This is a genomic window from Sphingomonas sp. CL5.1, from assembly GCF_013344685.1.
Lineage (GTDB): Bacteria > Pseudomonadota > Alphaproteobacteria > Sphingomonadales > Sphingomonadaceae > Sphingomonas.
Map to the genome: position 1 here is coordinate 2462770 of NZ_CP050137.1, position 24091 is coordinate 2486860.

Below are 24091 nucleotides of genomic sequence, written 5' to 3' on the forward strand. Positions count from 1 at the left end.
GTCAGCTCCTCGTTCGCGGCAGGCCCAGGCCCGCTTCGGCCACAATACTGCGCTGCACCTCACTGGTGCCCGCATAGATCGTGCTGGGCACCGAGCGGCGATAATCCTGCTCGATCCGCCCGGTCGGGGAAAACGCCTGCAGCAACGTATCGGGTGCGGCGAGCGCCATCAGTTCGGAACCGCATTTGATCCAGCTTTCGCTGCCAAAGAGCTTGGCGGACGGGCCATAGTGCTTCTGCGGCTTGCCGACGCCAAAACCCCACGCCGTCCGGCGGCTCAGTACGTCGACGACTTCGAGGCGCACTGCGGATCGCGCCAGCCCCGCACGAATGGCGGGACTGTCGATCGCGCGGCCGCCATGGCGCTGCGCATCGCGCGCCCATTCGAGCGCACCCTCGAGCATATTCTTGATCGCGCCGACATAATGGTCGCCCGATCCCTGCTCCATGGTCAGCGCGGCGGCGAGCACCTTCACCCCGCCATTGACCTCACCCAGCCGATAAGCGTCGGAAACCCGCACGGCTTCGTAAAATGTGGTGTTGGTCCGCTCGTTGCCGATCGTCTTGATCTCGTCGCAGCGATAGCCCTCGACATTGAGCGGCAGCGCGAAGAGCGTGATGCCGCCATGCTTGTCTTCGCTGGTGCGCGTCAGCATCAGCGCATATTCCGCGAGATGCCCCTGCGAGGTGAACATCTTTTGCCCGTCGATGATCCAGTCGTCACCGTCGCGCACCGCCTTGGTGCGGGCCGCGAAGATGTCCGAGCCACAGGACGGCTCCGAATAGCCCAGAGAAGCATAGGCTTCGGCCGAGGCGAGCTTGGGCAGAATCTCCGCCTTCGCTGCTTCCGAACCGAAATGGAGCACCATCTTGCCCAGCATGTCGGATACCGAAATGACGACATGGCCCCAGTCATATTCGGTGAATACTTTCTTGATCGCCGAAACCGAGAAGCGGTCGCAGGCGCTGCCGCCATGTTCGACCGGCCAGTCAGGGTAGAGCAGGTTGATCGCTGCGAGCTTGCGGTAGAGTTCGGGATCGAAGAAATCGTCGGAGACGAATTGCTGCTCGCGCCGCTTGAACGTGGCATGCTCCTCGAAGATCGCGCGAACCGTCGCCGCGATCTCGAGAGAGCCCTGCGGATATTCGAAGCTGATCGCAGTGTCGCCCGCGTCCGGCGGCGCAGGCGTGGGTTCGGACCAGAGGCGATCAGCGATCACGGGCAAATCGTCGTCCGGATTGCCGGCGAGCAGCGACCATTGGGTGACGCGACGGAAATAGATCTGCGCGTCATATTCCATCGTCATGCCATAGCCGCCGAAGACGCGCATCGCCTTGATCACGGCGGGGCGGCAGGCTTCGGCCGCCCACCAAGCGCTCATCCGCACCATGGCACCGGCTTCGGCATTGCCGTTGCTCAGCGTTTCGACGGTACGCCACACGAGGAGCGCGGCACCTTCGACTTCGCAAAACGCTTCGGCCAGCGGATGGGCGAGGCCCTGATAGCCGCCGATCGGCTTCCCGAAAGCATGGCGTTCCTTGGCATAGTCGGCGGCGAGAAGGATTGCCTTGCGCGCAGCGGCGGCCGTCGCGGCGGCGTTGAGCAGCTTCCATTCGTCGATCGCCGCGTCATAGGCCGCGACCGCTTCCGATCCCGACGCCAGCAATTCGCCAACATCCGGCCCGATGACGATCCGGCGCGCCGCGCTGGAACCGATATTGGATTCGCGCTCCCCGAACGGCCCGGCAGCGATGCGCACGTCCTCGCCGCTTAGGAACAGGATACTGTCCGCGACTCCCGCCGCCGCGATCAGCTGCGCGCTGCCGTCAGCGGGGCGCAGCGCGAGCGTAGCGATCTTGCCTTCCGCGATGCCTGCCACATCGCCGCCGAGACGGGCCAGCAGGCGGGCGGCGACGATGACATCGAGCGCCGGGATCACGGGAACGAATTCGCCAAAGACTTCGGCGATGACCACGGCGTCCATCAGGCTGGCGCCGGCGCCACCGTGCTCCTCTGGAACCCGGAGCAGCGGCAATCCCATCTCGGCGAACGCCTGCCAGGTAGCTGCGTCGTGGCCCTGGGTTTCGGCTTCGCGAATGCGTGCCGGGGGCGAAGCCCTGGTGAACGCGCGCGAGAGCGCGTCCTTCAGCATTTCCTGATCTTCGGACAGTTCAAGATTCATGCGGGGTCCCTTTCCTGTGCGGCGAGCGATTTGACGCGCTCGCGCAGCTCGGTTTTCAAGATCTTGCCGGCCGGCGTGCGCGGGAAATCCTCGACGATCACCAGACGCTCGGGCGTCTTCTGGCGCGCGATACCGGCAGCCGCGAAGTGCGCGGCGATATCGTCGGTGGAAAGTGCGGTGGACGGTTTGAGCCGGACGAAAACGCCGACCTTCTCGCCCATCCGTACATCGGGCCAGGCGACGACCGCGGCCTCGACCACCGCCGGGTGAAGCGTCAGGACATCCTCGACTTCCTTCGACGAGATATTCTCGCCGCCGCGAATGATGATGTCCTTCTTGCGATCAACGATGCGCAGATAGCCGTCGGCATCGAGTTGACCCATGTCCCCCGTGTAAAACCAGCCATCCTCGGCGAACCCGGCGGTGTTATGCGCCGGGTCGATATAGCCCTTGAAGAGCTCCGGGCCCATGCTGACGATTTCGCCGGAGATATCCTCGCCGACCGTTGCGCCCTCGTCGTCGACGAGCCGTATCTGCACGCCGGCCAGGAGGCGGCCATCGGTAGTGGCGCGCTTCTGGAAGGGATCGGTGGGAGTCGCGCCCGAAATCGTGGGGTGCTCGGTCGAGCCATAGGTGCGCGTGCCGGGCCATCGGTGCTGTTCGCAACGCTCCATCAAGGTCGATGGCACGCTGGCGGCGCCTACGGAGAGCTGCACCATGCCCGTGGGGAAGAGTTCGGCGGCCCGGTCGAGCAGGAACGAAACCATGAACGGCACGCCGCCTGCCCGATCGGGGCGATGACTCTTGATCAGGTCGACGGCGAGATCCTCGTCCCAGGCATCCATCATCAGGCATGGGTCCGCGGCCAAGAAGGGCCGCAATGCCGCGATCACGCCGGCGCTGTGTCCGGCTGGAAGCGGAAGCAATTTGGGACGCCCTTCGGGCGAGGGGACGGTCGGAAAGAGGGGGACTTCCGCGCCGAAGCTGTTGTGTGTGTGGACCACGCCCTTGGGCGCCGAGGTCGTGCCCGATGTGAACATGATCAGCCACGGATCGTCAGACGTCGCGGTCAGGGCAGGGAGCTCAAGCGCGCCACGGTCGAGATCGCGCCAGCGTGTGACCTGGCCCGGCATGGATTCGTCCCCGACGACGATTACCAGCTCGAGCGTCGGCACGTCGCCGAGGGCGCCGATGCGCGCGCCGTAATCGATCTTCTTCCAGCGATCGGGAACCACCACCGCCTTGGCGCCGACCGTGTTGATGATGAACGCCATTTCGGCGGGGCCGTAGATGTGGACCATCGGCACGAAGATCAGCCCGAGGTGCAGCGCGGCGAGCAGCGTCAGCGTGCCTTCGCGCCAATTGGGCATCTGCGACACCAGCACGTCGCCTTCGCGGAGCCCGAGACGGTGAAAGGCTGCGGCAATTTCATAGCTCTCGCGGAGCAGTTCGGCGGCGGTTGCCTGCGAAGGGCGTTCGCGCGATCCGAAGACGATGGGCACGTCGGGATGCACGGCGACGCGTTCGGCGATCCGCTCGCCGGTAAGCTGGGCGCTGTGAAGGCCGGCCTGGCGCCAGGCTTCCAGATAGGGTGCGCGTTTGCGCCAGTGCGGAGCGCTGTCGAGAGCGGCTAGGGCTTGCTTGAAATCCATCTTTATCCTCTCCTGCAACGTGCAGGTCGTCTAGAGCCGGGCTTGTCGTATGCCGGCTCCTGGTTGCAATGGTGAACCTCAGCTTACGAGATCGGCCTTCAAGGTCTTGCGGGCAGCGAGGAAGCAGCAGGCTGCCGGTATCGCGATCAATACCGAAAACGTGAGCGCCCATCGGATGCCGCCCGCTTCGTCCAGTCCGTGGCTGGCCAGGACGTCGCTGAGCAGGCCGACTGCGAGCGGGCCGAACCCCAATCCGACCAGGCTGATCACGAACAGCAGTACGGCAGTGGCAGTGGCGCGCATCGAGGGCTGAACAAGGCCCTGCACGATCGCATAAGCCGGCCCGTAATACATCGCGTTCAGCGTGCCGGGCACCAGCAGCAGCGCGAACGCAAGGGGCAGCGAATCGACCATGAAGGCCGCGACGTAGAAGGGCGTGCCGATGAGTACCGCGATCGCCGGGATGGTCATATGAGCGCGAATGTCGCGACGGGCGAAATGATCGGCGAACTTGCCGCCAAGGATCGAGCCGAGCACGCCGGACAGGCCGAGGACCAGCCCCAGCACGACGCCGAGGAAGCCGACCGGCTTGAGTCCGAAGCTGCTGGCCATCGCGTCGAGCTCGGCGGCGTGGTTCCGGAAGAAGAATGAACCGAGAAAGGCGTGCACGCTGTACTGGATGAAGGCCTTCATCGTCACCGCAGCTACGATGAACCGATAGGTACGCTTGGCCATCAGGACCTTCAGCGTCGTTGCGAAGGTTTCCTTGCTTTCGCCTGGCGCTGGCGCAGGCCGACGGGCCGCCTTGGTGCGAGGCTCGAACAGGGTGAACGCGACAAAGAGTGCGATGAGCAGGCCCGGCGCGCCGGCGACGAAAAATGCGGCCCGCCAACCCCAATGGCTCGCGACAAGGCCACCGATCACCATGCCGAGCAAGGCACCGGCGGGCGCCCCGGCCATGTAGATGGCAACCGCCGACGATCGCCGCTCGCGCGGGACGTAATCGGCGATCAGCGACAGGGCAGGCGGGGTGCAGCTAGCCTCGCCCGTGCCCACGCCGACCCGCGCCAGCGCGAGATGCGTGAAGGTCTTCGCAAAGCCGCAAAGGACGGTGAAAAGGCTCCAGACGGTGATCGCCGTCGCGATGATATAGGGCCGGTGGCCGCGTTCGGAAAAGCGCGCCACGGGGATGCCCACCAGCGTGTAGAATAATGCGAATGCCAGCCCGCTGACCGCGCCGACTTGCCAGTCCGCCAGCCCCAGGTCGCGCTTGATCGGCTCGGCGAGGATCGACAGCACCTGACGGTCGAGGAAGCTCAGCATGTACACGACCATCAGCAGGCCGATGGCGTATCTCGAATAAGCCGGGCTCGGCAGCGTCGGATCGGACAGCACGGAATTGTCGTCGACGCGATCGGACATTATCCGCGTTCCTTTGAACTTACCTCAGCTGACGCTATTTCTCCCGGCGGTCCACGGCGCAACAGTCCCTTCGCAGGGTCTTTGAAATCGTGGCGCCTGCCGGCAGTGTCTGGACACATGAAAGTCCTTGTGATCGGCGCGACCGGCTATGTCGGGTCGCATATCGCACAGCGGATGGCGCTCGCCGGACATGAGGTGTCGGGAATCGCGCGTTCCGTCAGCGGCGCGGCGCGCGTCACGGGGCTGGGGGCACGTCCGGTTATCGGCGACCTGACGGACCTTGCCAGACTCGATCAGGCAATCAGTGACGTCGAGGCAGTGGTTTATGCAGCCCAACTGCTTCTTGAGCCCGAGCACGATACGCTCGCCGCGCTAGTCGAGCGGCTGGCCGGCAGCAGCAAGAGCCTGATCTTCACTTCGGGTACCGGCGTGCTCAGCCAGAAGACCGACGGGGACTGGTCCGAAGCCAGCTTCGCCGAGGACGATGATTTCGTGCCCTCGAAATGGCTTGCCCGGCGGGTCGAGACCGAGGCCTTCGTGCGCAGCGCGGTGGATCGCGGCGTGCGCGCCATTGTCGTGCGGCCGCCTATGATCTGGGGCAATGGCGGTTGCGGCCTGATCGAGGCGTTCTACGCTTCAGCGGCGCGAACCGGCGAGGTTTGCTATCTTGGCCGAGGGCTGAACCTCTATTCGAACGTCCATGTGGAGGACCTCGCGGAAGTATATGCGCTGGCCCTCGAGCGCGGCATCCCCGGCGCTCTTTACCATTGCGTCGCTGGGGAGGTGGCACACCGCACGCTGGCCGAGCGGGTTGCGCGGCAGCTCGGATGCCCCTTGCGGAGCGTCGGTTTCGAAGAAGCTGTCGAGATCTGGGGCAAGTTCCTTGCGCTCATCATCATGAGCACGTGCAGCCGCACGCGCTCGCCGAGGGCGCGAATCGAGCTGGGCTGGGCGCCGCGCCATTTCGACATGCTGTCCGACGTGACACATCCCGCCTACCGCTCCGTCTGACGGCCGCGGGGGCGATTCTAAACCGGAGATTGAAATGCGCGCTGCAGTCGTGGATGCTCTGAATACCGTGCCCTATCTGACCGAAGTGCCGGAGCCGTCCGAGCTGCCGGGCGCGTCGCCGATCCGCGTCGAATGGGCCGGCCTCCAGCCTACCGATGTCTTGCGCGTCCGCGGAATCTATAAGAGCCCGGTATTCCCCTACATCATTGGCGGGGAGGGCGTCGGGCGGCGTGCTGACGGGACTCGTGTCTATTTCGGCCACTCCGTCCCGCAACAGGGCGCGATGTCCGAGATCACGATGGTTCCCGATGCGGAGATCTGGCCGATCCCCGAGGATGCGGATGCGCAGCAGGTAATCGCGCTCGCCCTGGCAGGGATCGGCGCGATCATCCCGCTCGAGGAGGCGCGGATCCAGCCGGGCGAACGCGTCCTCATCTTGGGCGTGACAGGGCCGGTGGGCCAGATTGGCGCGCTGGTCGCGCGCCAGCTCGGCGCGGGAACGATCATCGGGGCGGCGCGCTCGATCGACGCGCTCCAGCGGCTCAAGGATCGCGACATCGTGGATGCGATCGTGCAGCTGGGGCAGGGCGATGACGATGGTGCATTGGCCGCGGAAAAGGGCGAGCGCGGCTATGATGTGGTGCTCGATCCGCTATTCGGCGCGCCAGCCGAAGCGGCGATGCGATCGGTCGCCGAGGGCGGGCGGCTGATGAGTATCGGTACGCGGGCCGGGCGCACGATGACTCTCACGCTCACTGAACTGCGACGGCGGCACCATCATGGCGTCGATACGGGCGAACTCATCCGATCCGCTGCAGAGCGCCAAGCCGCGTTCGAGCGCCTGCTGGCTTATGCCAAGGCCGGAAACTGGTCGATCGACACCGTCACATACGCTTTGGAGGACGTCCAGGAGGCATGGGCCGCGCAAAACGGCAGCCCGCACGCGAAAATACTCATCAAGGTAGCCCATGACGCTTGACCGCGAACAGCGCCTGACCGCTTGGCTCCGTACCCAGCCTGGGTTCGGTGAGCGCTGCGAGATCACCTCGTTGCAGCCACTCGCTGGTGGCCAGTCGAGCGAACTCCTGAGCCTCGTCTGCCGTCGTGCGCCCGACCTTCCAGAGAAACGGTTCGTCATCCGCTTCGAACAGCGCGGGAAGCAGCTTTTCCTGACTCCGGACATCGTGCGCGAATATCGGATGATCGATGGCATCGCGCGGCACAGCGCGGTGCCCGTTGCGCCAATGATGGGCGTCGAGGGAACCGGAGAGGTGCTCGGCGCGCCGTTTCTCGTGATGCGCCAAATCGAGGGTCGGGCGCCGCTTGGGCGTCCCTCGATGCACGTTCAGGGACTGCTGACCGAGCTCGACGCCGGGCAACGGGCCACGCTGGCCTTTAATGGTCTCGATGCGGTCGCCGGGATCCACGCGATCGACTGGCGGCGCTCGCATCCTTTCCTGGTCGAACCAACGGCGGATGGGCGCGGCATCGACCGGCATCTGCGGCAGCTTTCCGTCTGGTATCGCTGGGCAACCGCTGGACGGGCCTTTCCGATCACGGACCAGGCGCTCGACTACCTGCAACGTCATCGCGCGAGCTTGCGCGACGAAGACGATGTGCTGCTCTGGGGAGATGCGCGGCCGGGCAATATCCTGTTCGAGCCAGACCAGTCGATCGCGGCGGTGCTCGATTGGGAGGGCGCCCTTATCGGGCCCCGAAGCCTCGACGTCGGCTATTGGCTCATGATGGACCGCTTCCATGCCGAGATGATCGGGTGCGAACGATTGTCCGGCTGGCCGAGCGAGGCCGAGGTCGTCCGCCATTATTCCAATGTCGCGCAGGTCGAGGTGCACGATCTGGATTATTTCATCCTCCTCGGTGCGTTCTTCATCGCCACCACGCTGATTCGGGCGACGGATATAGGGATCGAGGCCGGCCGCCTTCCGGCAGATACCCAGATGGCGCACGCGAATACGGCCACCCAGATCGTTGCCGAGCGGCTCGGCGTGCCGGTGCCGCCACTATCTCCGGAATTTAGCGCCTATCGCGGGCTGACATCAGTGCAGGGCGCACGCTGCTAAAGATATTGGGCGACCTCGACCAGATTACCGTCCGGGTCGCGGAAATAGACCGACATCATCGGCCCCATGGCGCCGGTGCGCGCGATCGGGCCCTTTTCGATTTGCACGTCGCAGCGCTCGAGATGCGCGGCGAATTCGTCGATCGGCGTGGAGGTGACCAGGCAAAAATCCGCAGCGCCGGGCGTCGGACGGAGGGCTTTCGGATCGAACGTCCGGTCCGCCTGATGGACATTGATTTTCTGCTGACCGAATGCCAGCGAGGTCGGCTTGCCATCGGGCGAATGTCGCGTGAAGCTCAGCACGCGACAGTAGAATTCACAGGTGGCGTCGATCGACGTCGCTGTCAGAACGAAATGATCTATGCGATCGATCATTCCGCGGATTGAACCAGGCGAAACGTGGCGATCACGCGGTCCTCGACGGGCAGCAATTCGACCTGAAGCCGCGCGCCTATGGCGGGGGGGGCTTCACCGAACAGCGGCGCGAACAGGCGCGGTCCTTCATCCAGTTCGACGATACCTCCGCAGACCGGCAGCCGCTCGGTAAAAGCCGGATGATGCGCGGTGTGGAGCTTGGTGAAGCTGTAGATCGTACCCCGGCCGCTCGCTGTCTCGGCGGTGAAATCGCTGCCACCGCAAACGTCGCACGCCAGAACCGACAGATGGGCGGTATCGCAGGTGCTGCAGCGAAGCACTTCGAGCCTGCCCTGATCGAGCGCCGAAAAAAAGTGCGCGGACGCCAGGTCCGGTTCCGGTATCGGGATCGTCATGTCCAATGTTCCGAAGCGCCGAAGATCATGCCGGCATGATAGTCCAATCGTCCACCGTCGTTGGTGACCAGGATCGTGCCCGCGCGTTTGCATTGGCGTTCACCGGCAGCGCCGCGCGCCTGAAGAACAGCCTCTACGACCGGAGTCATGCCCTGGAGATAATAGCCGGAGAGGTGACCCCCTCCTGTATTGATCGGCATCCCGCTGCCTCCGGGGCCTGCTGCGCCATCTGCGTATGCGGCTCGAGCCTCGCCGGCGCCGTAGAAGCCGTAAGCCTCGAGAGAAAGCAGCGGCATAATGCTGAATGCATCATAGAATTGGCAGATGTCGATTTCCGCAGGAGACAGGCCTGTCGCTTCGAACAGCGTGCGTGCGGCGATGGCGCCCCCATGCGTGAGGGAACGGTCGAAACCATGGCGGTCGGGCGTCCCGGGATGTCCCTCGGCGCTGGCCAGGATGTGCACCGCGGGCTGCGCGCCATCGGCCGCGCGGTCGCGCCGGCTGACGATCACCGCGACCGCGCCGTTGACCGGGGCTGCGCAGTCGAAGAGGCGCAGGGGCTCGGAGATGTAGCGCGCGGCGAAATAGTCTTCGCGCGTTAGCGGCTTGCGAAACGTCGCATCGGGATTGAGCGCAGCCCAGGCCCGCGTCGCGATCGCCACATCGGCGAGCACCTCCTCGTCCAGGCGGTGAAGCGCGAAGTAACGCTGGGCGCTGAGCGCATAGACCGATGCGCCCCCGAACAGGCCGGCGCTGTAGCGCAGCCCCTCCATGCCGATGCCTGTCTTGAGCCGCCCGAAGGCCGCGCCCATTCGCCTGCCGGGTGTCACGGGGGTATCTGCAAATACGCACGCGACCACCTCCGCCATGCCGGCAGATACGGTCAGCGCTGCGGTCTGGATCGCGGCAAGCGCGCTTGCGCCCTCACATAGCGCGATGCGGTTGAGCTTGAGGTCGCGCAGGCCGAGCGCGCGTTGAAGGTCGAGCCCGAGCACCGCGTCGCTCGCGCCGCTCGTGCGGCATATCACCAGCCCGTCGATCAAGGCGATCGCCAGTCCGGCATCCGCCGCTGCGGCGATCACGGCCTGGCGCGCCAATTCCGCTGCGGTTCGGCTATCCCCTCGGTTCAGGCCGGCGCGGCCCAGCCCGATGATCGATGCGTTTGGCCCGCCGCGCACGGTCAGACGAGAAACGCCAGATTGTCGATCGCCTCAGCGCAATTGACGAGGACGACCGTCTTGCGCTTGATCCGGAAGCCATTCTCGGCCGGTGCAAGCATATGCGTCGTGCGTCCAGCCCAGGTGGTCAGATTGGCGCGTCGCGATTCGATCAGGATGAAGTTCGACTGCACTTCTACATCGTCTCCGTTCCGGCTGATCTCGATGTTGGAGATCAGGCGGCGCAGGCTGGATTTTGGCGCCTGCGAATGGCGGACCCCGGTGTTCAGCTGCCGGATGCGGCTCGCGAGCCGCGCGCGGTTGTCGTAGATGTACGAGACCTCGCGGGCGGGGTCTGCATCCTGGCGCCGGGGGACCCAATAGAGCGTGTCTTCACTGGCCCAAAGTGCTTCCCACTCGTCATAGCGGTGCTCGTCCTGCAGCCGCGCCTCGAGATAGAGGAACTGTTCGACGGCGGTGTCGCTTAGCGTGCTTCGTTCGAGAGTTGCGGTCGTCATTGGCTGACCTCCTGCGAAGCGGCCATTACTTCACGATAATGGGTCCAGAAACCGCGCTGGCTGGTCTCGTCCATCAGCCCGGCGAGCTTGACGCCGTTGGCGAGCACTTCTTCCTTGCCCATGCCACGCGACAAGATGATCCATTCGGGTTCGAGGTTGGCGACGCCCATCTGGGTCAGTTCGCCGATCTCGGCATCGTCGGCTATCAGCATTCCGGCGGGTCCCATCGCGCCTTCGCAGCGGCGCAGCGTCCGCGCATTGAGATCGTCGGCTCCCTCTAGGAAGACCGGGATGGTGTATTGGATCGAATGCTGCGGGCTCACCGGCTCGATCACCATGATGTTCATCTCGGCGAGCGAAAGGTTGGGAAAGAGCATCGAATGCGGCGGTCCCTCGATCAGCCTGCGACGCGCGTCTTCGGGACCATAAGCGTCGTTCATCGCCTTGACATAGCCCGGCAACCGTTCGGGATCGATGCCGCCGGTCCAGCGGAACAGCCGATCCCCCGCAGCACGATAGTCACTTGCATGGTCGATGTCCGAGTGCCCCATGCCGAAATCGCGCACGCGGGTCGGCGAGGTCGGCTTGCGGTCCCGCACGGTAGCGAAGGTGCGGTTGGCGGCGATCAGGGAACCATGGACCATCGGCGCGTGATAGCCATCGACCTGGTTCTCGACGATCATCTTCCAGTTGGAGCGCATCTTGTGCTTCATCCAGCCGGCGGAGAGCTGGATGCGGCCGGTGGGCGAAAGCCCGAGGAGGGCATCGATCAGCTCGGTTGCATGGCCGAGATGCTCGCGCAGCGTCAGTTCGTTGGGGATCAGGTTGACGAAGATGAATCCGCCATAGCTATCCATCCGCGCGACCGGCGTGAGGCCGGCATCGGCCTTGGAGAAATCGGCCGGGTAGGCGGCTTCATCCGGCAGGCCGATCAGGCGGCCGTCCAGCGCGAAGGTCCATGCGTGGTAAGGGCAGGCGATCCGCGAGCGATGCCCTGACGATGTCTGGCACAAGGTGGCGCCCCGATGCGGGCAGCGATTGTAGAAGACGTGGACTTCCCCGTCCTTGCTGCGAACCGCAATGAGCGATTGCGTGCCCACGCGGCGGACGACGAAGTCGCCGGTGTTTGGGATTTCGCTGTCGTGCGCGACGAAGCTCCAGCCTCGATGGAAGATCTGCTCCATCTCGTCGGCGAAGATCTGTGGGCTGGTATAGAGCGAGCCGTGGAGCCTGCCGTCCTGAACCAGATGCCGGTAGTCGATCACCGACTGGATTTGGGGTGCGGTTGCCATCACGCCGTTTCCTTCTCGATCGCCCAGGGCAATTTGCCTGGTTCGGCGAACATCGCCTGGATTGCCCGCTTGTCGACCTTGTCCGTGTTCCCACGCGGGAGTGAGGGCAGGATCGCGATGTGCTTCGGCACCTCGAATTTGGACACGTTCTCGCGACAATGCTTGTCGAGGGCTTCCGGAGTGACGCCGGCGTCGCCCCGCACGGTCACGGCTGCCACGACCGCCTCGCCCCATTGCGGATGGGGCATGCCGAACACCGCAACCTCGGCGACGCCCTTATACTCGGCCAGCGCGTTTTCGATCGCCGTCGGATAGACGTTGAAGCCGCCGCTCACGATCATGTTGTGCTGGCGGTCGCCCAGGAACACGTAGCCGCGCTCGTCCATCCGCCCGAAGTCGCCGGTCTTCAGCCATTTGCCGAAGACCGTATTCGCGTTGAGCTCGGGCAGGTTCAAATAGCCCTGCATGACCGTGTCGCCGCCGATCCACACCAGGCCCAGTTCGCCGCGGGGGACTTCCTTGCCCTCATCGTCGCGGATCTGGATGTCGGCATGCGGCATTGCCTTGCCGACCGAGCGAAGCAGCGCGAAATCACCGTTGAGGGCTTGCTGGTGTCCGGGATTGTCGAGCAGGGCAACCGCGCCGGTCGATTCAGAGACGCCGTAACGGTTGAGAAACTCGCAGCCGAGCGTCGCATAAGCGTCGCGGATCAACGCGGGCGTCGCCGGCATTGTGCCGTAGCAGATTTGGCGCAGCGACGAGGTATCCCAATGGCCGGTCTTCACGTCGTCGACGATGCGGCGCAGCATGGTCGGGACCACGGTCACGGTGGTGACGCGGTGCTCCTCGATCAGGTCGAGGAAGCGCTCGGCCTGGAAGTTTTCCAGCACTGTGGTCATTCCGGTGATGATGTTCATGCACATCGTGTTGATGTTGATGCCGGCCGGATTGGTGACGTAAACGCGCACGTCCTGCTTGGTGTAGCCGTTGACCATGTTGTTGAACACGAGCGACGTCAGCAGGTTGCGGTTGCTCAGCAGCACGCCCTTGGGATTTCCCGTCGTTCCCGACGTGTATCCGATCGCGCCTACGCCCTCCTCGTCGAGCGGTGGCAGGTCCGGATTGGCATCGGTGCTGGCGACCAGCTTCTCGTAGTCTAGCGGCAGGTCATGCGGCCCGCCGAATCCGATGATGATGCGTCCCTCGGCCGCAAGCTCTTCGTAATGTTCGGCAAGATTGGCGGCGCACTTGGCTTCGACGAAGATCGCGCGTGCATCGCAGTCGCGGATGACGTGCATCATTTCACGCGTAGAATAGCGCCAGTTCAGGCCCGCCCGAACCGCGCCGGTCTTCATGCACGCGAACCAATGCTCCGCGATTTCAATCCGATTGTGCGAAAGGATCGCCGTTCGCGTTCCTTTGGTGATGCCAAGATCCTGGAACACCCGCGCGAGCCGGCTGGATCGCTCGTGCATCTCCGCCCAATTGCTGCGGCGATCGGCATCGATATAGGCTGTATCATTGGGAAATTTTTCGGCGCAGCGTCGCACGAAGTCGCGGAGGAACATTACTGGCCCTTTCTTGTGGTATCTGAACCAAGGATTTCCGCTGACCTAAGCGTATCGGCACCCAAGGTGTTAGCCCGCAGATGCTTTGTAAGGCATTGGGTTTTTCAATGGGCTTTCGGGCCGACGCTCAAATATAGCGCCAGCTGAATGCCCTCGTGCATAACGGCGATGGGTTTTCGCTATCGCTCGATATCGCATATTTCGCTGGCGGCGCACGGGCATTGCGGGGGATTTCCGTTCCATGAACAACCGTTTCAAACAGGCGCTCATCGAGAAACGCGCACAGGTCGGCCTTTGGCAAGGCTTGGCGAGCCCTTATACGGCGGAAATCTGCGCCGGGGCCGGCTTTGACTGGCTGCTGTTCGACGGAGAGCATAGCCCCACGGATCTGCCCATGCTGTTGTCGCAACTGCAGGCGATCGGGGAAACTTCGGCGGAGGCCGTTGCCCGTCCGCCGGTGGGCGAACCGTGGCTGATCAAGCAATATCTGGACCTAGGTTTCCGCACGCTGCTCATCCCGATGGTGAACAGCGCGGCGCAGGCGGCCGAGCTGGTCGAGGCCTGCCGCTATGCGCCTGCGGGAATCCGTGGCGTCGCGATGAGCCGGGCATCGCGCTGGGGGCGTGACCGCGACTACCTCTCGCGCGCCGATAGCGAAATCTGTCTCCTCGTACAGGTGGAAACCCGTGCAGGTATCGATAATGTGGAAGAAATCAGCGCGGTCGATGGGGTGGACGGCATCTTTATCGGTCCCGCCGATCTGTCTGCGTCGCTTGGTTATCGCGGCCAGCCCTCGCATCCTGAAGTGCTAGCGCGGATCGAGCAGGCAATCGCGCGCATTCGCGCCGCCGGAAAGTCTCCCGGCATATTGAGCGCCGACGTCGCCGCGGCGCGACACTATCTGGAGCTGGGCTGCCTGTTCGTCGCGGTCGGCACAGACATGGGCCTGCTGGCGCGGGCAACCGATGCGCTGGCGGCCGAGTTCGGCCGGGGGCCGAGCGCACCACTCCCGGTCGGGACCTATTAATGCGCTGAGGCTCGAATTGTCCCCGGCGTTATTGTTACGTTCTGACTTGCAGCGCATCCCGAAAACGCGGAAGCGCGGCCGCTAGCGCGAGGAAAGCGACAGTAGCCGCGCAGCCGAGTACAATCGCCAGCGCCTTGCCGATCGCCATTCCCGAATCATCGATAGAGGTGGACAATATCGCCACCAGAGTCGGGCCGATGCCGAAACCGATCAGTGTGATGAGCATCGTGAACAACGCCGAGACGCGGCCGCGCAATTCGTTCGGCGTGATCAGTTGGAGCGCCGCAGCCGCCACGCCGAGGAACGTCATCGCGAAGAAGTAATGCGGGATCATACCCACGGCGAACACAGTGAGATCGCCCCACAGCAATCCGATGATCGCGGCTGGAACCGCGAAGGGCAGGGTGAACAGAAAAATCCGAAGATTGATGGTCGTATCGCCCTTGGCAGCCTGGCGATCCACCCACCATCCGGTGGCAATCTGCCCAGGCAGTCCGGCGAAGATCAGCAGCGCGGCGATGGTGATTCCGATGTGCACGGGCGCGACGTGCAGCGTACGCCCCAGCACGGTCGGCGACCAGGCGAATGTCGAATTGACGATCATGCTCAGCGCGCCAAAGGCGATGCAGAGCTGGGCCAGCAATGCGGCATTGGCCTTCAGGAAACGAACCAGATGCGCGGTGCTGCCGGCCTCAGGAGTCGAGGTGCGGCCGAGGCGCGCTGGCTCGGGGAAGAGGAAGGCGAGGAGCGCAAGGAACGGGGCGGGCAGGCCGGTTACGAAGAATACGAGCCTCCAGCTATGTAGTTCGCCGATGATCGGCAGCCAGATACTCGCATGGGTCGTGCTCCACGCGACGACGATGCCGCCCGCGAGGATGGCGATCGCACCTCCGGCCAGACCGCCCATAATGAATACCGACATGGCCAGTGAAAGGCGGTGGCGCGGAAAGGAATCGGATATCATCGAATAAGCGGCGGGCCCGAGCGCGGCTTCACCGACGCCCACCAGCATGCGCGCGATGAAGAGTTCGGAGAAGTTCGATGCAAGACCGCATGCAGCAGAGGCGAGGCCCCAGAGCGCGACACTTATTCCGATCAGCGCCCGGCGCGAAGTGCGGTCGGCGATCCATCCCATCGCGAGCCCGATTGTGGTGTAGAAGATGGCAAAGGAAAAGCCGAGCAGCAGGCTTGCCTGTACATCGCTGATGCCGAGGTCGCGGCGGATCGGATCGACCAGCATGGTCATGATCTGCCGATCAACCATCGCAAACACCGAATAGATGAAAAGGACCCCGATCGTGAGCCACGCCACCGCCGGCGAGGGTCTGGCGGACGGCTTGGCGGACGCCATCACTTCGAGGCTGGGAGACGCGGCAGACATGGTTTCAGGCTCCGTGGCGCGGGGTTTCTGGGTCGCCTTGCCGCGCCAGGACGGCTCGGACCGGGGCCAGCGCGTATCGCAGGCAAATCCAGGCGAGCGGGATCGTCAGGCAGGTGGTGGTTGCCAGCGACATTCCCAGCTTGGTCTCGTCCTGGAAAACATAGTCGGTCAGGAATGCAGTGAAGGTCGGGCCCGCGCCCAGCCCGAGGAATGTAAAGAAGCCGAGGAAGAGCCCCGTCACCTGCCCGCGTAGCGTCGGGGGAACGAACAGCTGCAGCGTGGCGCCCATGAAGACGACGAATTGCAGGGCCACGACCTGCATGATCCCATAAGCAATGAGGAACCACCAGGGGTCGGTCAGGAAGAACGCGACGGCCCCTACCGGGATAGCGGCGGCGAGCAGCCAGGTGAAGAAGCGCAAATGCGCGTCGCGCATGCCGCGGCCATAGAGCCAGTCGACGATCATGCCCTTCACGATCATCGAGCCCGCCCCGAACAGGCTGATTACGCTGAGCGCAGGCCCGTATTGCGCAGGATGCCATCCGAACTGCCGGCTCATATAGGTCGGCGCCCAGGAGGTAAGGCTGTACATAGTGATGGAGATCGAGGCGAAGCCGACCGCCATCGGCACCAGCGCGCGCGCCTCGCTGCGCAGGAACGGGATCAGCGGCGGACGATCCGCCGAGGCGTTTATGGAGGCACCGCGCAGCGGTTCGCGGAAGGTAAAGATCAGCAGCGCGAGGAGCACGCCAGGCAACCCTGTCAGCGCAAGCGCGATCTGCCACGGTTCCATGTTCCCAACGACCGGCCAATGGGTGTGCTGGATCGTCGCGGCGAAGGCGATACTCACGCCGCCGATCGCGAATGCGAGCGCGGCACCGAGCTTTGCGCCCATCTGATAGATGGCCATCGCCGTAGTCAACCGTCGTCGCGGAAAGCGATCGGTCAGCAACGAATAGGCTGCGGGCGTCAGCGCCGCCTCGCCCGCACCGACGCCGACGCGGAACGCGAGAAGCCCGGCGAAACTGGCGGCAAGCCCGCTGAGGCCGGCTGACAGCGACCACAGGGTCACGCCGCCAAAGATCACCTTCCGGCGGGACGTGCGATCGGCGGCAAGGCCGAAAACATAGCCGAAGATACAGTAAGCGACACCGAAGGCGGGCCCGATGATCAGCCCCATCTGCACGTCGGACAGCCCGAGCGTCGCCTTGATCGGATCGACCAGCATCGAGATGACGATCCGGTCAACGAAGGAGAGCGTGTAGAGCAGCAGCAGCACCGCCAGCATCCACCATGCCTCGTTCTGCACGCGTTCCGGGCTGGCATCGAAGGTGCGGGGCGTCGTGGCTTCAACCACGGGTCGACTCGAGCGCTGCGGCGCGCGCTTTGAGGGTCTGCTTGTCGACTTTCATCATGGGCGTGAGCGGCAGGGCGTCGACCAGCACGATCTGGTCCGGTGCCTTGTAGTCGGCGAGCTCGGATTTAACCTTGGCCCTGACGGTCTCTAGCGAGGGCGGGTTCGCGGGATCTGCCGGAACGACGAACGCAACACCGACCTCGCCGATTGCCGGTGCTGGTGTGCCGATGACCGCGACCGCCGACACATCGGGCATTTCGCTGATTACGCGCTCAACCTCGATCGGATAGACATTGTAGCCGCCGCGAATGTACATTTCGTTGGCGCGGCCGGCGAGGATCACATTGCCCTGCTCGTCCAGTCGGCCGAAGTCTCCGGTGAGCATCCAGCCATCGCCGATCAGCGTCTCGGCGGTTCGCTCGGGATCCTTCCAATAGCCGATGGTGATCGCTTTGGAGCGAACGGCGATCCTGCCGACAGCGCCGTGCGGCACCTGGTTGCGATCCTCGTCTAGGAATTTCAGTTCCACGCCGACCTGCGCGCGGCCGACGGTGCGATACTGGATCTCGGCGCTGTCGCCGATCCGCGTGCCGGTCATCGATGGGCATTCGGTCATCGAATAGCGCACGATCAGCGGTACCCCGATGGCACGCGAAACCTGTTCGATCAACTCGGGCTGCGCCGGTGCCGTGGCGGTTATGCCGACCTTCACGTGCGAGAGGTCGGCGGCGGCCAGGCCGGGATGTGCCAGCAGCTTGGTCCATTGCGTCGGGACCGCTCCGGCGATGTTGATCCGCTCCTCGACCAGGAGTCTGAGCATCGCATCGGCGCGCCACGGCGTCGGCGCCACGATCAGCGTCATGCCGAAAGCAACCTGTTCCCATCCCTTCGACATGAAGCCCGCATGGGCAAACGGGACCGAGCTGAGTTTCCGCGCCAAGGGTGCGGCAACCGGGCCTGCGGTCCTGACGGCGTTGCGGAGATTGTTGTGCGTGAAGCACGCTCCCTTGGGCATCCCGGTGGTGCCGCTGGTCCAGATGATGACCGCGATGTCGTCAGGCTGGCCGGCACGGGGTGTCGCCTTCGTGGGGGAAGTGCGAAACGACGCAAGCTCGGAGCGGCGAACCACATACGGGCCGGCATTTGGCTCGAGCCCATTGTCTTCGACGATGATGAGCGCGGCTTCGGATCGTTCGACCACGCCTTCGAATTCGCGGCGGCCCAGCCGTACATTGACTCCGCTTGCAATGGCGCCGAGCAGTTGCGTACCGGCGAAGCAGACCGCGAAGTCGATGCCGTTCTCGATTGCGATCAGGACGATATCGCCCGCCTTTACACCGCGATCTGAGAATGCCTGCGCAACGCGCAGCGACTGATCAACCCACGCGCCATAGTTGATGCGGTCATCGCCATCGACAAAGGCTTCCTGTGTCGGAAATGTCTGCTCGGCGGCCAGGAGCAGATCAGTGAAGGTTGGCAGGCTCGGGTCGAGGAGCGGCGGAGCGTCGGCACTGTTCTGGTCTTGCATCGGATAACTTTCGTATGCGCGAGTGGCCTCTGCGGCGCGCTGCGCCGTCACGTTTTCGGCACCGTATTCGGATCGGTCGCGAATAGGCCAGTCCGCCCGGCCCGCCAGCTTTGTTTCATGCGTTCTTCGATTTCGAGCGCCTCGTTCAGCGAAGCCCCGTAGCCCTCGAACATGGCGCCAATCTGCCCTTCCACCGAAGCGCGCGGATTGTCAGCAATCTGCCTTGCGATCTCCACGGCGCGTTCGGTGACATCGCCCTCGACGACCTCGTTGACGAGCCCCCAGTCATAGGCGCGCCCTGCGTCGATGAACTCGCCCGTCGACATGATCTGGTTGGCGCGGCGGCGCCCTATCGCGCGCGGGAGCAGCGCGCTCATGCCCCAGCCGGCGATAAGCCCGACCTTCGCATGCGTATCGGCAAAGCGCGCTTTAGCCGATGCCAGGATGAAGCTGCAGGAGAGGGCGACTTCCAATGCTCCGGTGGCGCATGGACCATCGACTGCAGCAATTACCGGCTTTCCGAAAGCTCGCAGCGCCTCTCCCGGATGCGGACGGATCGGTTGCGCGCCGGCGCGCAGTTCCTTCATATCGGCGCCAGCGGAGAAGCACCCGCCCGCACCGGTCAGGACGACAACGCGGATATTGTCGTCCTTCCCGGCTTGATCCAGGCAAGCGACCAGAGCCTGCTTCATCGCGTTCGACAGCGCGTTTCGTGCTGCCGGCCGATTGAAGATGATCAGCCTGATCCCTTCCAAATCGGTGACGACGAGCTCGTCCGACCGGCCGGCTACAAGTTGGACGGCGAGCATCGTTGTCATCTATCGCTACCTTCGCTCTCAAAACTTGAAGGCAGCCGAGGCACCAAATGTCCGCGGACGCTCGAACCCGGCCTTATCTGCCGTCGCGGTGGACGTCATCTGCGAATACACTACCTCGTTGGCAAGGTTTCGCACGAATACGCTCAAGCGCAGATTGTCCATACCAGCAGGCGAGAACGAGATATCGCCGTTGATCATGGTGTATGCGGGCTGGGTGAGGCGGTTTTCGAAGTCCCAATAATATTTGGCGGAGTGGAAGATATTTCCGGCTACGCCGAAGGTGCCCACGTCCGTATCATGCGACCAATCGAAATTGACGCCTACCGTGGAGCGGGGCGCGCGGATCATGTCCTTGCCTGAGGCATCATATGGAGCGATCGAAGAGTTACCCAGCGTAGGCATTGGACGGAAGATCTGGGCGGTCGGGAAGCTGTCATACTTGGCGCGGAGATAGGTACCGTAGCCGCGGATATTGAAGTTGCGGCTCACCCGAACTGTGGCTTCGAGCTCGGCGCCATCGACCTTGGCGGATGCCGCGTTGAAAAGCAGCACCAGCGTGGTGACCGGGTCACGCGCCGATTGCTGGATGTCCGTATAGTCATAATGGAACAGCGAGCCGTTAATGCGCAGCCAGTTGAGCGGATCGGTCTTGAAGCCAATTTCGTACGAGTCGATCGTTTCAGGACGCGTGGGCGACGCGGCGGCCACGGTCGTCGCGAAGCCGTTATAGACGCCGCTCTTGAAACCGCGGCTGTAGCTTGCGTAGACATTGGCGCTGGGGCTGAATTTATACTGAGCCGAGAAGCGGTAGGTTACCTTGTTGTTGCTCGACTCGCGGAAGGGCACGGCGATAGCAGTCGCCGTGTGCGCCTCATAGTTGCGCTTTTCCGTGCTGTAGCGCGCGCCGGCGATCAGCGAGACAGGGCCGAACCGCAGCGTTCCTTCACCGAAGCCTGCGTAGGACACGACCTCTTGTCGCGTGAACGTGCGGCTTACGAGTGCGCCGTTCGCATAGCTCTCCAGCCCGTCGAACGAGCCTTTGCCTGAGAGTTGAAATGCGCCGACGATCCAGGAGAATGCACTATCGCCGGTCGAAAGCGCACGGATCTCGTTTTCGATATAATAGGAACTCTGCGGCGCGATTACCGAACCGATCGGCTTTGTCGTCGCATCGCTGTCGGTGATGGATACGGCCTTGCTGTTGATATAGGCAGACATGGTCTCGATATTGAAACTCTCGAGGGTCAGTCGGGTCTGCAGCGATGCGGAATAGGTCTTGGACTTGGCGTTTGTGGGCGTGTCGATCGCCGTCTGCCATGGACCGGTGGGCAGAATCGGCACGGGCGCGCGGGCGCCCGTCGAGTTGCCACGGAAGGGCTGCTCGCTGACCGACGAGGAATCGGCGTAGCGGGTGTAGTTGCCGGTCAGCACCATGCGGAAATTGGCGGTCGGCTCGATCAAAATCTTGGCGCGAGCCACTTCCGAGGAGCGATCGCCGCGATAGCCGCCGTTGACCAGATCCTTGATATAGCCGGTATCACCACCGATGCTGCCGGTCAGGTCGATACTGACGCCGGGCGCGATGCCGGTCGAGATATAGCCCTGGAGCGATTTCTCACCATAGCTACCGACCCGGGCGACAACGCTGCCCGACAGTTCTTGCGTAGGGTCCGGCGTGATGATGTTGATCAATCCGCCAGTGGAGTTCCGACCGAAGAGTGTTCCCTGTGGACCACGCAGCACTTCGATCCGCTCGACGTTGACGAGGTCGAAGCCGAGCGACGACATCACCGGCTGATACACGCCGTCGATGTAGAGCGAGACGTTCGACTCATCGCCGATATTGGCGTTTCGCGTGCCGACTCCGCGGATATAGGGCTGGAAGCTCGAATTGACGCGGCTGAAGACCACGGAGGGCATCGACTGGGTCAGCTGGCGCGTGTCGGTCACGCCCGAGCGAGCCAGGCTATCGCCGCTCACCGCAGTGACTGCGATCGGCACGTCCTGCAGGCGCTCTTCGCGGTGTTGCGCAGTGATGACGATGTCCTGGATGCCGCTCTGGTCGTCCGATTGCGCTTGGGTCTGCGCGGCGCGCGTTGCATCCTGCGCCCACGCCGCACCTGGCGTGATCAGCGCCACTGCGATTGCAATCCTGCTGGTGAAAATGCGATTCGACACTTAAACCCTCCCCGATTTTGCCTGCGCCAGGCACGTGTTGTTTTGGTGCCCTTCGGAATCCGGCGTCCATTGGATGGAGGGGAAGGGCGTGTCGCCTAATTTCCCCCGTGAGCCCCGACGAGCAACACCGCGCTCGCGCTAACCGTCAGCGGCTTTGTCTATGGCTGGAGGATCAACTCGCCCGGGCTCCGACCGCGTCACGCCCCACGGGGACAGACATTCATTGCCCAATGGCTATGCCCGAGCCGGCCCGTGCTGGGTGAATCGCTAGGCTGGGGATTCTGTTTTGCGCGCTCGGCTCCGAGTAGAGGCGCGCGCGACCTCATGAAAGTAGGTTTGATGGCGAAGTTGACGGTTGTTACGCGAGACGGTTCTGCGCACGAAGTAGAGGCCGACGCCGCGTCTGGTTATTCGCTCATGGAAATCATTCGGGATCACGGCTTTGACGAGTTGGAAGCCACCTGCGGCGGCTGCTGCTCGTGCGCAACTTGCCATGTTCACGTCCATCCCGGCTGGATCTCGCGCCTCTCGGCCATTTCGGAGAACGAGATCGACCTTCTCGACGGAGCAGCCGAACGCGAAGAGACATCACGATTATCGTGCCAAGTGCCTTTCACGTCCGAGCTGGACGGAATCACGGTCACAATCGCTCCTGAATGAGCGCGCTGACCGTCGGGTCAAGCGACTATAGCCTTTTCTGCCTCTTCCACGGCGGCGCGGACATATTTGCGCCCCCAGAGAATCGCGATCACCGCAAGCGGCGCGAAAATCGCCAAGGTGATGGCGATGCCATGGCCGATCCGCTTGGTATCATGCAGGATGTGCTCGGAGATGACAGCTGGCAGCAATGCGCCGAAAGTGGTACCCAGCAGCGCCACCACCATCAGGAAGAACAAGCCCGACAGCCGCCCGCGCATTTGCGGAGGTGAGATCATTTGTACCTGTGCCGCCGCGATTCCGAGGAAATTGACCGTCAGACCCTTGGCAAGCGCGATCGCGGCCAGAAACAATGCGATACTGTTCGACATCAGGCCGACGAACACGATCGGCGATGTGATGACCAATACCCATAGGTAATAAGTGAGGTGCGCGTCCTTGCGGCCTTTGGCGTACCAACGGTCAATAATCCAGCCCGCCGCCAGGAGCCCGGCTATGGCGGGGAGGCTTTGAGCAAGCCCCAGCGCTACGCCATATTCGGCCGGATTCATCTTGAAATGGCGCGACATATAAGCGGGCGCCCATTTGATAATGCCGCCCACGACGATGTTCATGCCGCCGAACACGACGATAAGCGTGAGGACCACTTGCCATTTCGACCGAATGAAGCCGAACATCTCTGCCCAACTGACTTGCCCGTGACCGTGCGAGATGTGCCGCGACGGCTCCGCGAAGGGGAAAATCAGCAGTGCGAGAAACAGTCCGGGCACCCCGGTGAAAAGGAAGGCGCATTGCCAGGGAGCCATATCGCCGATCAGCGGAACGCGGATGTAGTCGAGGTGGAGCAGCGAATTGACGATCCAGCCACCGATCATGAGCGCCAAGCCGGTGCCGATGAGGTTCCCCATCGAGTAGATCGACAGGACGGTCGCCAGTCGTCGGCGCGGTACCGTGTCCGCGATGATCGAATGAGCGCTGGGATGCAGCGGCGACTCAAATAGGCCGACGGCCGCGCGCGCCAGGAACAGCCAGACGAAGCCGGTGGCAAAGCCGCAGGCGGCTTCCGCCATACCCCACAAGATAACCGCCAGGAAAAGGATCCATTTGCGTGGATAGCGATCTACCAGATAGCCCATTGGTAGTCCGCCAAGACCATAGGCCACGGCGTAGGCGACTCCCATGAGCAGCCCGATCTGTGTGTCGCTGAGCCCAAGGGAATCCTTGATCGGATCGACAAGCATCGCAATCACCGTGCGATCGACCACGGCGAAAATGCAGAAAATGAGGAGAACGGCGATCAACGCGGCGGTGCGAAACGTCGAGACCTTCCCGACGGGAGCACTCGCGCTTCCAACTTCAATTGCTGCCACCGTCATTTACGCGTCCTTATGTTATGGAAGGCATGCTGCAACCCGATGACGCCAGCAGGCAAGTCGCTTGCAGCACTCTCGGCCATAGGATTTGCCGATGATCATCCGCCTCGTAGTCGGGCG

General features: G+C 63.4%; 20 protein-coding genes. 5 read left to right on the top strand and 15 right to left on the bottom strand.

The window, feature by feature from the left end; translation table 11 throughout:
• Position 1 precedes the first annotated feature (1 nt).
• From F9288_RS11940 to F9288_RS11950, 3 genes are all read right to left on the bottom strand, one after another.
• Positions 2–2182 (bottom strand): acyl-CoA dehydrogenase, encoded by a 2181-nt coding sequence (locus F9288_RS11940; RefSeq protein WP_174836995.1) that lies wholly within the window; start codon positions 2180–2182, stop codon positions 2–4.
• Positions 2179–3834: an AMP-binding protein gene (locus tag F9288_RS11945; protein ID WP_174836996.1), complete on the bottom strand. Its 1656-nt coding sequence runs from the start codon at positions 3832–3834 to the stop codon at positions 2179–2181. Before F9288_RS11945 ends, F9288_RS11940 begins: the two co-directional genes overlap by 4 nt.
• A gap of 78 nt (positions 3835–3912) precedes the next feature.
• Positions 3913–5256: an MFS transporter gene (locus tag F9288_RS11950; protein ID WP_174836997.1), complete on the bottom strand. Its 1344-nt coding sequence runs from the start codon at positions 5254–5256 to the stop codon at positions 3913–3915.
• Between the two features lie 129 nt (positions 5257–5385).
• On the opposite strand from F9288_RS11950, the gene F9288_RS11955 reads away from it, so the two are divergent.
• Genes F9288_RS11955 through F9288_RS11965 form a run of 3 tightly spaced genes read left to right on the top strand, consistent with a single transcriptional unit; the run spans position 5386 to position 8348 of the window.
• The gene (locus F9288_RS11955) at positions 5386–6267 is read left to right on the top strand and encodes an NAD-dependent epimerase/dehydratase family protein (protein ID WP_217482507.1); all 882 of its coding nucleotides are present in this window, start codon (positions 5386–5388) and stop codon (positions 6265–6267) included.
• Between the two features lie 34 nt (positions 6268–6301).
• Complete coding sequence (locus F9288_RS11960; RefSeq protein WP_174836998.1) at positions 6302–7246, top strand: zinc-binding alcohol dehydrogenase family protein; 945 nt, start codon at positions 6302–6304, stop codon at positions 7244–7246.
• Positions 7236–8348 carry a phosphotransferase family protein gene (locus tag F9288_RS11965; protein ID WP_174836999.1) on the top strand — a complete coding sequence of 371 codons (1113 nt, stop codon included), beginning with the start codon at positions 7236–7238 and terminating at the stop codon, positions 8346–8348. The genes F9288_RS11960 and F9288_RS11965 overlap by 11 nt, the downstream gene beginning before the upstream one ends.
• On the opposite strand, the gene F9288_RS11970 is transcribed toward F9288_RS11965, so the two are convergent.
• The 6 genes from F9288_RS11970 to F9288_RS11995 all read right to left on the bottom strand — a co-directional run bounded on the left by F9288_RS11970 (position 8345) and on the right by F9288_RS11995 (position 13652).
• A complete protein-coding gene (locus F9288_RS11970) occupies positions 8345–8722 on the bottom strand; it encodes a VOC family protein (RefSeq protein ID WP_174837000.1) in 378 nt (125 codons plus the stop codon). The two genes, F9288_RS11965 and F9288_RS11970, sit on opposite strands and share 4 nt — an antisense overlap.
• Complete coding sequence (locus tag F9288_RS11975) at positions 8719–9117, bottom strand: Zn-ribbon domain-containing OB-fold protein (protein WP_174837001.1); 399 nt, start codon at positions 9115–9117, stop codon at positions 8719–8721. Before F9288_RS11975 ends, F9288_RS11970 begins: the two co-directional genes overlap by 4 nt.
• Entirely contained in the window at positions 9114–10199 is a 1086-nt protein-coding gene (locus tag F9288_RS11980) for a thiolase family protein (protein WP_174837002.1), read from the bottom strand. Before F9288_RS11980 ends, F9288_RS11975 begins: the two co-directional genes overlap by 4 nt.
• Positions 10200–10297: 98 nt before the next feature.
• Positions 10298–10792: an aromatic-ring-hydroxylating dioxygenase subunit beta gene (locus F9288_RS11985; protein ID WP_174837003.1), complete on the bottom strand. Its 495-nt coding sequence runs from the start codon at positions 10790–10792 to the stop codon at positions 10298–10300.
• Positions 10789–12084: a Rieske 2Fe-2S domain-containing protein gene (locus F9288_RS11990; RefSeq protein WP_174837004.1), complete on the bottom strand. Its 1296-nt coding sequence runs from the start codon at positions 12082–12084 to the stop codon at positions 10789–10791. Before F9288_RS11990 ends, F9288_RS11985 begins: the two co-directional genes overlap by 4 nt.
• Positions 12084–13652 carry a class I adenylate-forming enzyme family protein gene (locus tag F9288_RS11995; protein ID WP_217482508.1) on the bottom strand — a complete coding sequence of 523 codons (1569 nt, stop codon included), beginning with the start codon at positions 13650–13652 and terminating at the stop codon, positions 12084–12086. The genes F9288_RS11990 and F9288_RS11995 overlap by 1 nt, the downstream gene beginning before the upstream one ends.
• 241 nt (positions 13653–13893) lie before the next feature.
• On the opposite strand from F9288_RS11995, the gene F9288_RS12000 reads away from it, so the two are divergent.
• A complete protein-coding gene (locus F9288_RS12000) occupies positions 13894–14679 on the top strand; it encodes an aldolase/citrate lyase family protein (protein WP_174837006.1) in 786 nt (261 codons plus the stop codon).
• A gap of 34 nt (positions 14680–14713) precedes the next feature.
• Here the strand turns inward: F9288_RS12000 and F9288_RS12005 are convergent, their stop codons facing one another.
• Genes F9288_RS12005 through F9288_RS12025 form a run of 5 tightly spaced genes read right to left on the bottom strand, consistent with a single transcriptional unit; the run spans position 14714 to position 21941 of the window.
• A complete protein-coding gene (locus tag F9288_RS12005; RefSeq protein WP_174837007.1) occupies positions 14714–16060 on the bottom strand; it encodes an MFS transporter in 1347 nt (448 codons plus the stop codon).
• A gap of 4 nt (positions 16061–16064) precedes the next feature.
• The gene (locus F9288_RS12010) at positions 16065–17417 is read right to left on the bottom strand and encodes an MFS transporter (RefSeq protein WP_174837008.1); all 1353 of its coding nucleotides are present in this window, start codon (positions 17415–17417) and stop codon (positions 16065–16067) included.
• Complete coding sequence (locus F9288_RS12015) at positions 17410–18945, bottom strand: class I adenylate-forming enzyme family protein (protein ID WP_174837009.1); 1536 nt, start codon at positions 18943–18945, stop codon at positions 17410–17412. The genes F9288_RS12010 and F9288_RS12015 overlap by 8 nt, the downstream gene beginning before the upstream one ends.
• A 47-nt stretch (positions 18946–18992) precedes the next feature.
• Positions 18993–19763, bottom strand: coding sequence for an enoyl-CoA hydratase-related protein (locus F9288_RS12020; protein ID WP_174837010.1), 771 nt, complete (start codon positions 19761–19763; stop codon positions 18993–18995).
• Positions 19764–19781: 18 nt separating this feature from the next.
• The gene (locus tag F9288_RS12025; RefSeq protein ID WP_174837011.1) at positions 19782–21941 is read right to left on the bottom strand and encodes a TonB-dependent receptor; all 2160 of its coding nucleotides are present in this window, start codon (positions 21939–21941) and stop codon (positions 19782–19784) included.
• Between the two features lie 339 nt (positions 21942–22280).
• Here F9288_RS12025 and F9288_RS12030 point away from each other — a divergent pair, with 339 nt between their 5' ends.
• Positions 22281–22601 carry a 2Fe-2S iron-sulfur cluster-binding protein gene (locus F9288_RS12030; RefSeq protein WP_174837012.1) on the top strand — a complete coding sequence of 107 codons (321 nt, stop codon included), beginning with the start codon at positions 22281–22283 and terminating at the stop codon, positions 22599–22601.
• A 17-nt stretch (positions 22602–22618) separates the two neighbouring features.
• Here the strand turns inward: F9288_RS12030 and F9288_RS12035 are convergent, their stop codons facing one another.
• A complete protein-coding gene (locus F9288_RS12035; RefSeq protein WP_174837013.1) occupies positions 22619–23974 on the bottom strand; it encodes an MFS transporter in 1356 nt (451 codons plus the stop codon).
• Between the last annotated feature and the right edge of the window lie 117 nt (positions 23975–24091).

Excerpts from the sequence above, each read along its gene's own strand:
- F9288_RS11965 (WP_174836999.1), top strand. The coding sequence starts at position 7,236 with ATGACGCTTGACCGCGAACAGCGCCTGACCGCTTGGCTCCGTACCCAG.
- F9288_RS11945 (WP_174836996.1), bottom strand. The coding sequence starts at position 3,834 with ATGGATTTCAAGCAAGCCCTAGCCGCTCTCGACAGCGCTCCGCACTGG.
- F9288_RS12020 (WP_174837010.1), bottom strand. The coding sequence starts at position 19,763 with ATGACAACGATGCTCGCCGTCCAACTTGTAGCCGGCCGGTCGGACGAG.
- F9288_RS12015 (WP_174837009.1), bottom strand. The coding sequence starts at position 18,945 with ATGCAAGACCAGAACAGTGCCGACGCTCCGCCGCTCCTCGACCCGAGC.
- F9288_RS11940 (WP_174836995.1), bottom strand. The coding sequence starts at position 2,182 with ATGAATCTTGAACTGTCCGAAGATCAGGAAATGCTGAAGGACGCGCTC.
- F9288_RS11985 (WP_174837003.1), bottom strand. The coding sequence starts at position 10,792 with ATGACGACCGCAACTCTCGAACGAAGCACGCTAAGCGACACCGCCGTC.
- F9288_RS11960 (WP_174836998.1), top strand. The coding sequence starts at position 6,302 with ATGCGCGCTGCAGTCGTGGATGCTCTGAATACCGTGCCCTATCTGACC.
- F9288_RS11990 (WP_174837004.1), bottom strand. The coding sequence starts at position 12,084 with ATGGCAACCGCACCCCAAATCCAGTCGGTGATCGACTACCGGCATCTG.
- F9288_RS11950 (WP_174836997.1), bottom strand. The coding sequence starts at position 5,256 with ATGTCCGATCGCGTCGACGACAATTCCGTGCTGTCCGATCCGACGCTG.
- F9288_RS12035 (WP_174837013.1), bottom strand. The coding sequence starts at position 23,974 with ATGACGGTGGCAGCAATTGAAGTTGGAAGCGCGAGTGCTCCCGTCGGG.
- F9288_RS12030 (WP_174837012.1), top strand. The coding sequence starts at position 22,281 with ATGGCGAAGTTGACGGTTGTTACGCGAGACGGTTCTGCGCACGAAGTA.
- F9288_RS12005 (WP_174837007.1), bottom strand. The coding sequence starts at position 16,060 with ATGTCTGCCGCGTCTCCCAGCCTCGAAGTGATGGCGTCCGCCAAGCCG.
- F9288_RS11975 (WP_174837001.1), bottom strand. The coding sequence starts at position 9,117 with ATGACGATCCCGATACCGGAACCGGACCTGGCGTCCGCGCACTTTTTT.
- F9288_RS11970 (WP_174837000.1), bottom strand. The coding sequence starts at position 8,722 with ATGATCGATCGCATAGATCATTTCGTTCTGACAGCGACGTCGATCGAC.
- F9288_RS12000 (WP_174837006.1), top strand. The coding sequence starts at position 13,894 with ATGAACAACCGTTTCAAACAGGCGCTCATCGAGAAACGCGCACAGGTC.
- F9288_RS11995 (WP_217482508.1), bottom strand. The coding sequence starts at position 13,652 with ATGTTCCTCCGCGACTTCGTGCGACGCTGCGCCGAAAAATTTCCCAAT.